The sequence below is a fragment of the Achromobacter insuavis genome (genome assembly GCF_902859645.1).
GTDB classification, from domain to species: Bacteria; Pseudomonadota; Gammaproteobacteria; order Burkholderiales; family Burkholderiaceae_B; genus Achromobacter; species Achromobacter insuavis.
Genome location: NZ_CADIJR010000135.1, coordinates 1 through 8,827 on the forward strand (window position 1 = coordinate 1; position 8,827 = coordinate 8,827).

General features: G+C 68.1%; 7 protein-coding genes. 6 read left to right on the plus strand and 1 reads right to left on the minus strand.

What is annotated here, in order from left to right:
* From H0523_RS30795 to H0523_RS30815, 5 genes are all read left to right on the plus strand, one after another.
* Positions 1-852 (plus strand): MotA/TolQ/ExbB proton channel family protein (locus H0523_RS30795; RefSeq protein ID WP_180180274.1); only part of this gene is annotated, 852 nt, incomplete at its 5' end.
* Positions 852-1,319, plus strand: coding sequence for an ExbD/TolR family protein (locus tag H0523_RS30800; protein ID WP_054434318.1), 468 nt, complete (start codon positions 852-854; stop codon positions 1,317-1,319). The genes H0523_RS30795 and H0523_RS30800, both read left to right, overlap by 1 nt.
* A gap of 65 nt (positions 1,320-1,384) precedes the next feature.
* Positions 1,385-2,056: a response regulator transcription factor gene (locus H0523_RS30805; protein ID WP_006218435.1), complete on the plus strand. Its 672-nt coding sequence runs from the start codon at positions 1,385-1,387 to the stop codon at positions 2,054-2,056.
* Positions 2,057-2,232: 176 nt separating this feature from the next.
* Positions 2,233-3,258 carry a sensor histidine kinase gene (locus tag H0523_RS30810; protein ID WP_054434320.1) on the plus strand — a complete coding sequence of 342 codons (1,026 nt, stop codon included), beginning with the start codon at positions 2,233-2,235 and terminating at the stop codon, positions 3,256-3,258.
* Entirely contained in the window at positions 3,255-5,183 is a 1,929-nt protein-coding gene (locus H0523_RS30815) for a potassium transporter Kup (RefSeq protein WP_054434322.1), read from the plus strand. The genes H0523_RS30810 and H0523_RS30815 overlap by 4 nt, the downstream gene beginning before the upstream one ends.
* A gap of 356 nt (positions 5,184-5,539) precedes the next feature.
* Here the strand turns inward: H0523_RS30815 and argG are convergent, their stop codons facing one another.
* Positions 5,540-6,880 carry an argininosuccinate synthase gene (gene argG / locus H0523_RS30820; protein ID WP_054434324.1) on the minus strand — a complete coding sequence of 447 codons (1,341 nt, stop codon included), beginning with the start codon at positions 6,878-6,880 and terminating at the stop codon, positions 5,540-5,542.
* A gap of 325 nt (positions 6,881-7,205) precedes the next feature.
* Between argG and H0523_RS30825 the strand changes: the two genes are divergently transcribed.
* On the plus strand, positions 7,206-8,708 hold the full coding sequence (locus H0523_RS30825; protein WP_054434326.1) for an efflux transporter outer membrane subunit: 1,503 nt from the start codon (positions 7,206-7,208) through the stop codon (positions 8,706-8,708).
* Positions 8,709-8,827: the final 119 nt, after the last annotated feature.

Consider the following 8,827-nt stretch of genomic DNA (forward strand, 5'->3'; position numbering starts at 1 on the left):
GGCATCGCCCAGCAAGCCGCCGGCGCAGTCCAGCAATCCGCGGACGCGCTGCACGGCGCCGCCGCCGCGCTGCCCGCGGTCGCGCCGGCGCCCGCGCCCGTGCCCGACATGGGCTTCATGCACTTCGTCGCGCAGAGCGACTTCGTCGGCAAGAGCCTGTTCATCATCCTGCTCCTGATGTCGCTGGTGACCTGGTACCTGATCCTGGTCAAGGTCGGCAGCAACATCAGCATGCGCCGCCGCTCGGCCGACTTCCTGAACAAGTTCTGGAACGCCAGCTCGCTGGAGCAGGTCGAGCACGAGATCACCACGCACGGCGCGCGCGATCCGTTCTCGCACCTGGCCAGCCACGCCATGCACGCGCAGGCGCATCACAACAAGTTCGGCGCCACCAAGCTGGAAGAAGCGGGCTCGAACAGCGATTTCGTCACGCGCACCATGCGCAAGGTGATCGACGAGGAAACCGCCAAGCTGGAAAACGGCCTGACGGTGCTGGCCTCGGTCGGTTCGACGGCGCCGTTCGTCGGCCTGTTCGGCACGGTGTGGGGCGTGTACCATGCCCTGGTCGGCATCGGCCTGTCCGATGGCGTCACCATCAATCGCATCGCCGGTCCGGTGGGCGAGGCCCTGATCATGACCGGCCTGGGCCTGGCGGTCGCCATCCCGGCGGTGCTGGCCTACAACACCTTCGTGCGCAACAACCGCGTCTACCTGTCGCGCCTGGACGCCTTCGCGCATGACCTGTTCGCCTTCCTGACGACCGGCCAGCAAGTGGCGCTGTCGGACAGCAAGGTGCGCGCGCTGCGCCGCCAGCACGGTAACGGCGCCGCGGTCCAACGCGGGAGCGAATAATGGCTTTTGGCAGCTTCGAGGGCAAAGGATCCGGCACCCACACGGTGTCCGAGATCAACATGGTGCCGCTGATCGACGTCATGCTGGTGTTGCTGGTGATCTTCATCATCACGGCGCCGCTGCTGGCGCACTCGATCAAGATCAACATGCCCCAGGTGGCCGCCGAGCAGATCGAGGAAGAACCCAAGACCGTGGACCTGGCCATCGACGCCAGCGGCGCGCTGTTCTGGGACGAGAAGCCGGTCAATATCGACGACCTGCCGAATCGCTTCAAGTCGATCGCCAGCACCAAGCCGCAACCTGAAATCCGCATCCGCGCCGACCAGAACACCCGCTACGAGACGCTGGCCAAGGTCATGGCCTCGGCCCGCCGCTCGGGCATGACGCGCATCGGATTCGTCACCACGCCGCCCTCGGGCGGGGCGGCGGCAGAGGGCCCGGGCACCCCGGCGTCGTCCGCCCGTTGAACGATTCCCAACAACGGGGCGCATTTCGCGCCCCGTTTTTTCTGGGATCGCGCTAGAATCGCGGCATGCGAGTTCTGGTAATCGAAGACGACACCACCCTGGGCCATGCGCTCCAGGAATTTCTGGCCGACCAAGGTTATGCGGTCGACTGGCTGACCGAGGGCGACCGGGTTCTGGGCGCACTGGCAGGCCAGCCGTATGACCTGATGCTGCTCGACCTCAATCTGCCCGGCATGAGCGGCCTGGACGTGCTGCGCCAGCTGCGGCAGGACGGCAACCAGGTTCCGGTGCTGATCCTGACGGCCCGTGACGGCATCGAGGACCGCGTCGCCGGTCTGGACGCCGGTGCCGACGACTACGTCACCAAGCCCTTCGAACTGCCCGAGCTGGCCGCCCGCGTGCGCGCCTTCGGCCGTCGCCGGGCGGGGCAGGCGCAGCCGCTGATCGAAGTCGGCCCCCTGGTGTTCGACACCGTCGGCCGCGAAGTCCGGGCCAATGGCCAGCGCCTGTCGCTGTCCGTGCGCGAACTGTCCGTGCTGGAAATGCTGATGGCTCGCGTCGGCCGCGTGGTCACCAAGCGCCAGATCGTCAATTCGCTGTCCGCCTGGGACGCCGATTTCAGCGAGAACGCAGTGGAAGTCTATGTGTACCGCCTGCGCAAGCGCCTGGAAGGCACGGGCGCCAGCATCCAGACGGTGCGCGGCTTCGGCTACATGCTGGATGTGGAAACGGCCTGACGGCCTGTCTGGCCGCCTGAAGCCGGCTGGCGCCGCCAGCCCGCGGCGGCCACACCCCACATCCACCTAAGCGAGGGCTCCGCGTCATGACGTCAGAACGCACTCCTTCCGCGCCCCAGGCCCCCCGGCCATTGCTCCCCTCACGTTCGCTCGCGCGGCATCTGGTCATCCGGCTGATGCCGCCGATCCTGTTGCTGGTGCTGCTGGACCTGGCCGCCACCTGGGTCATCACCCACAAGATCGACATGTCGCTGTGGATGCTGGAAGACTTCTTCTGGCTGATGGTGGTGGGGCAGGTGCTGCTGATCGCCCTGTTCACCGGGGTGGTGGTGCAGGGGGTGCGCTCCGGCCTGCGCTCGGTCAACCATCTGTCCGAGGAAATCCGCCAGCGCTCCATCGACGACATGCAGCCGCTGGAAGTGGCCGGCGTGCCGGTCGAGATCGAACCTCTCGTCACCCATACCAACGACCTGCTGCTGCGGCTCGACGCGTCGCTGGCGGCGCAGCGCCGCTTCATCGGCCATGCCGCGCACCAGCTGCGCACGCCGTTGTCGGGTCTGCGGCTGGAGTCCGAGTTGATGCTGGCGCGGCCCTTGCCCGACGACGTGCGGGCGCGCGCCGAGCGCATCAAGGCGGTCAGCGACCGCATGATCCGCCTGGGCCAGCAGCTGCTTGTGCTGGCGCGCGCCGATCCCAATGCCCGGCCGCAGGACAGCTTCGTGCGCATCGACCTGTGCGAATGGGTGCGGGCGCATGGCGCCGAGTGGTTTCCGCGGGTGCGCGAGGCGCGCTACGAGCTGGATCTGGTGGCGCCGGACGCGCCGATCTGGATCGACGCCGATCCGCTGCTGCTGGCCGAGCTGCTGGGCAACCTGATCGACAATGCGCTGCGCTATGGCAATGACACCGGCAAGATCACCCTGATCGTCGGCGCCAATCCGCCGTCGCTGACGGTGGAGGACGATGGCCCCGGCATTCCGGCGGAAGAGCGCGACCGCGTGTTCGAGGCGTTCTACCGTTCGCCCTCGGTCACCGCCGGCGGCTCGGGCCTGGGACTGGCGATCGTGCGCGAGATCGCGCACGCGCATGGCGCCTGGTGGAAGCTCACCAGCCGCCCGGATTTTTCCGGAACGCGGCTTTCCGTCGTGTTCCCCGGCCCCCGCAAGGGGGCGCAACTCACTCGGCAAGAACCCACATCATGAGCCAGGGCTCGGTCAGCGTTCCTTCTTCGACTCCCGGCGCTGCTTCCGCCGGCCACGCGCCGTCCTCGCGCGCCGCCCTCGTGCTGGGGGCGCTGGGCGTGGTGTACGGCGACATCGGCACCAGCCCCCTGTACACGCTGCGGGCCTGCCTGACCGGGCTGAGCGTGCACACCGACCTGGAGCCGGCGCATCTGCTGGGCGTGCTGTCCATCCTGTTCTGGATGCTGATGGTGGTGGTGTCGCTGAAGTATGTGACGCTGATCCTGCGCGCCGACAACCGCGGCGAGGGCGGCACGCTGGCGCTGCTGGAACTGGCGGTGCGCAACCGCGACGGCAAGCTGCGCTGGATCCTGATCGTGCTGGGCATTTTCGGCGCGGCGCTGTTCTATGGCGACAGCATGATCACGCCGGCGATTTCGGTGCTGTCGGCGCTGGAAGGGATCGGCATCGTGTCGCACACGCTGGATGCGTGGGTGGTGCCGCTGGCGCTGGTGGTGCTGGTGGCGCTGTTCGCGATCCAGTCGCATGGCACGGGCGCCATGGGCAAGCTGTTCGGGCCGGTGATGCTGCTGTGGTTCGGCACGCTGGCGGCGCTGGGCGGCTGGCAGATCTGGCAGACGCCCGAGGTGCTGGCGGCGCTCAATCCGATGTGGGGCCTGCGCTTCATCATCGAGTTCCCGTGGATCAGTTTCGTGCTGCTGGGCGCGGTGGTGCTGGCGCTGACCGGCGCCGAGGCGCTGTACGCCGACATGGGCCACTTCGGCCGTCCGGCGATCCGCAGCGCCTGGTTCAGCATGGTGCTGCCGGCGCTGACGCTGTGCTATTTCGGCCAGGGCGCGTTGCTGCTGCGCGATCCCGGCGCGATCCGCAATCCGTTCTTCATGATGGCGCCGGAATGGGGCCTGGCGCCGCTGGTGGCGCTGGCGACGGTCGCCACCATCGTGGCGTCGCAGGCGGTGATTTCGGGCGCGTACTCGGTGACGCGCCAGGCGGTGCAGCTGGGCTTCTGGCCGCGCATGCAGATCCTGCATACGTCGGCGGTGGAGAAGGGCCAGATCTACCTGCCGCAGGTCAATGCGCTGCTGCTGTGCGCGGTGCTGGTGCTGGTGCTGGTGTTCCGCAATTCCGACAATCTGGCGGCCGCCTACGGCTTCGCGGTGACGGGGACGATGCTGACGACCTCGGTGCTGGCGTTCGCGGTGCTGCCGCGCGGCAGCACAGGCGCCAAGCGCATGCTGTGGTTCGTGGTGCTGGGCCTGCTGCTGCTGTTCGACGTGCTGCTGTTCTCGGCCAACGTGTTCAAGATCCACGAAGGCGGCTGGCTGCCGCTGCTGGTGGCGATCGTGGTGTTCACGCTGATGATGACGTGGCGCCGCGGCCGCCGGCTGCTGTCGGACATGCAGCAGCGTGATCGCCAGCCGCTCAAGGAGTTCATGGAGCAGCTCGAGGCCTATCCGCCGTCGCGGGTGCCGGGCACGGCGATTTTCATGACGATGAATTCGGGCAATGTGCCGCCGGCGCTGCTGCACAACCTCAAGCACAACAAGGTGCTGCATGACCACGTGCTGTTCCTGACGATCCGGGTGGCCGACGTGCCGTACGTGTCGGCGGAAGAGCGCTTCTCGGTGACCAAGATGAGCGCGTCGAGCTGGGCGGCGACGATCAATTACGGCTTCAAGGAAGATCCGGACGTGCCGGAGGCGCTGCGGCTGGTGGCCGAGGCGTATCCGGAGCTGGATCTGGAGCCGATGCGGACGTCTTACTTCCTGTCGCGGCAGACGGTGGTGGCGGCCAGGAAGCCGGCGCTGTGGCGGTGGCGGCGGGCGGTGTTCTCGTTCATGGCGCGCAATTCGACGCGGAGCACGAAGTTTTTCAAGATTCCGGCGAATCGGGTTGTCGAGATGGGGATGCAGGTCGAACTTTAGGCCTGGGGTTTTGAGTTCTTAAGACGCCCGCCGGGTTGGCGTTGCGGGGGCGCGGGGCTACGATTGCGGTCCGGAGCGTTCGCTCCGGACTTCCCCATTGTCATCTTCGTCCAGGCCTTCGGCCTTCCCTTCAGATTCCCTCGGGCGCATCTACACGCCCCGCGCCCCCGCAACGCCAACCCGACGGGCTGCAATGTCTGCATCTTGGCAGGCTTTGAGGCGGGCGCGTTTGCGGTGGCGTCCGAGTTGGAGGAGGCGGTGGGTTCGGGGTTGAATCCGGGAAGGACCGCGTTGGTTGTGTCGAATAAAAAAAGCCCCTCGGTGTTGCCGAGGGGCTTTTTGTTGGGCGGGAAGAATTACTTCTTCTTGGCCTCGTCCTTCAGTTGCGGCAGCGAGGTGCCGGAGGCGGAGAGCAGGCCGGTTTGCGTGTAGGTGAACAGCTTGGCGCGGGTGTCGACGATGTCGAGGTTGCGCATGGTCAGCTGGCCGATGCGGTCGGCGGGGGTGAAGGGGGCGTTCTCGACCTTTTCCATCGACAGGCGCTCGGGGGCGTAGGTCAGGTTGGGCGATTCGGTGTTGAGCAGCGAGTAGTCGTTGCCGCGGCGCAGTTCGATGGTGACTTCGCCGGTGACGGCGCGGGCGACCCAGCGCTGGGCGGTTTCGCGCAGCATGATGGCTTGCGGGTCGAACCAGCGGCCCTGGTACAGCAGGCGACCGAGCTTGCGGCCGCTTTCGCGGTACTGCTCGATGGTGTCTTCGTTGTGGATGCCGGTGACCAGGCGCTCGTAGGCGATGAACAGCAGGGCCAGGCCCGGGGCTTCGTAGATGCCGCGGCTCTTGGCTTCGATGATGCGGTTCTCGATCTGGTCGCTCATGCCCAGGCCGTGGCGACCGCCGATGCGGTTGGCTTCGAGCATCAGCTCGACCGGGTCGCTGTATTCCACGCCGTTCAGGGCGACCGGCTGGCCTTCCTCGAAGCGGACGGTGACTTCCTCGGCCTTGACGGCGACGTCGTCGCGCCAGAACGCCACGCCCATGATGGGCTTGACGATGCGGATGCCGGAGTTCAGGTGTTCCAGATCCTTGGCTTCGTGGGTGGCGCCGAGCAGGTTGGAGTCGGTGGAGTAGGCCTTTTCCGCCGACATCTTGTAGTCGAAGCCGGCCTGGCGCATGTACTCGGACATTTCCGAGCGGCCGCCGAGCTGGTCGATGAACTGCTGGTCGAGCCAGGGCTTGTAGATCTTCAGGTCCGGGTTGGTCAGCAGGCCGTAGCGGTAGAAGCGCTCGATGTCGTTGCCCTTGAAGGTGCTGCCGTCGCCCCAGATGTTGACGTTGTCTTCCTTCATGGCGGCCACCAGCATGGTGCCGGTGACGGCGCGGCCGATGGGCGTGGTGTTGAAGTAGGTGATGCCGGCGGTCGAGATGTGGAAGGCGCCGGCCTGCAGGGCGGCGATGCCTTCGGCCACGAGCTGCGCGCGGCAGTCGATCAGGCGGGCGTTCTCGGCGCCGTAGGCCAGGGCCTTGCGCGGGATCTCGTCGTAGTCGGATTCGTCGGGCTGGCCCAGGTTCGCGGTGTAGGCGTAGGGGATGGCGCCGTTGTTGCGCATCCAGAGCAGCGCGGCGCTGGTGTCGAGGCCGCCGGAAAAGGCGATGCCGACCTTCTGGCCGGTGGGAAGGTTCGGGAGGATAGTGGTCATTGTTTGAGGTGAGACGCCAACGGGACTTTGACAGCAACGAGCCGCCAAACAAGAAATCTGCGGGGCATTTTAACTCTTTTGGGCGGTGGCGGCCCGGGCTGCGGCGGCGGGGCGGCAAGCCGTCGGCAGCGGGGCCGCGAAGGGGCGCGGGGAAAATCGGCCGGAAAAAGGGGCCAGGAAAAACAGGCGGCGGGGTGCCCGGGGGGGGGGGCGGGCCCGGCGCCAACCTGTCCGAATTGTCAGCGAACGGACAGCGTGCGGTCCCGCAGGGGTTTCTACAGTAGGGCCGTACTGGACTCGTTGGCCGCGCGGGCGGCGCCGAAAAATGAACACTGGCAAGCGCAGAGCGCCGCGTTGGGCGGCGACGGGACTGGCGGCCCTGTTGGGGTTGGCCGGGTGCGCCGTGGGGCCGGATTACCAGCGTCCGACCATGGACCTGCCGGCCGGATACAAGGAATCGGGGCCCTGGAAGACGGCGCAACCGGGCGTGATCGACGGTTCGCAGCCGTGGTGGGAAGCCTATGGTGATCCGACCCTGAATGCCCTGATCGTGGCCGCCAACGGCGCCAACCAGACCATCCAGCAGGCCCAGGCGCAATACCGCCAGGCGCGCGCGGCGGCCGATGCGGCCCGCGCCGGCTTCTGGCCCACGGTCGGCGCCAATGTGTCGGCGCAGCGGGCCCGGGCCAAGAGCAACGGGGTGGTGGGCGTTTCCAATAGCTACGCGGCCGCCATCGACGTGTCGTGGGAGCCGGACCTGTGGGGCGCGGTGCGCCGCCAGGTCGAGTCCAGCGATGCCTCGACCCAGGCCAGCGAAGCCAGCCTGGCGGCGGCCCGGCTCAGCATCCAGGCGGCGCTGGCGCAGGATTACCTGCAATTGCGCGCGGTGGACCGGGAAAAGGACCTGTATGCCCGCACCCTGCAGGCCTATCAACGCACGCTCAAGTTGACCCAGAGCCAGTACGACGCGGGCGTGGCGCTGCGCTCGGACGTGGCCCAGGCCGAGGCCCAGTTGCGGACCGCGCAGGCCCAGGCGATCGACCTGGATACCTCGCGCAACCAGCTCGAACACGCCATCGCCATCCTGACCGGGCGGGCGCCGGCGCAGTTCAGCCTGGCGCCGCTGGCGGCGGACCAGCCCTGGATGTTCCACGTGCCCGCGGTGCCGACCGGCCTGCCGTCGGACCTGCTGGAGCGGCGTCCGGACATCGCGGCGGCCGAACGCCAGGTGGCCTCGGCCAATGCCGCCATCGGCGTGGCGCGCGCCGCCTACTTCCCGTCGCTGGTGCTGTCGGCCACCGGCGGCTTCGGCGCGGCCAGCTTCGCGCAGTGGTTCAACGCGCCGGGCCGGGTCTGGTCGCTGGGGGCGGCGCTGGCGGAGACGATTTTCGACGGCGGCCTGCGGCGCGCGCGTGATGCCCAGGCGGTGGCGGCGTTCGACGCCAGCGCCGCGCAATACAAGCAGACGGTGCTGGGCGCGTTCCAGGAGGTGGAGGACAACCTGTCGACCTTGCGCGTGCTGGACGACGAGGCGCGGGCGCAGGACCAGGCGGTGGCGGCCTCGCGGCTGAGCGAGCAGCTGGCCCTGGCGCAGTACCGCGCCGGCACCACCACGTTCTTGGCGGTGGCCACGGCGCAGGCCCTGACGCTGTCGAACGAACGCAATGCCGTGCAGCTGCGCGGCCGCCAGATGGTGGCCAGCGTGGCGTTGATCAAGGCCGTGGGCGGCGGCTGGAACGCGTCCGCCCTGAACACGCCGGATGCGCAGGCGCTGGCGGCGGCTGGCGCGGCGCCGGCCGCGCCCAAATCCCCTACCGAGAATGAGTAAGTCCATGGACAAGGCTGTGACGATTTCCCCTCCGGGCGCGGGCGGCCGTAAGGCGGCGCTGCTGGCGTTGGCGCTGGCGGCCTGCGGCCTGGCGGCATGGTGGTGGCTGCGCGGGGGCG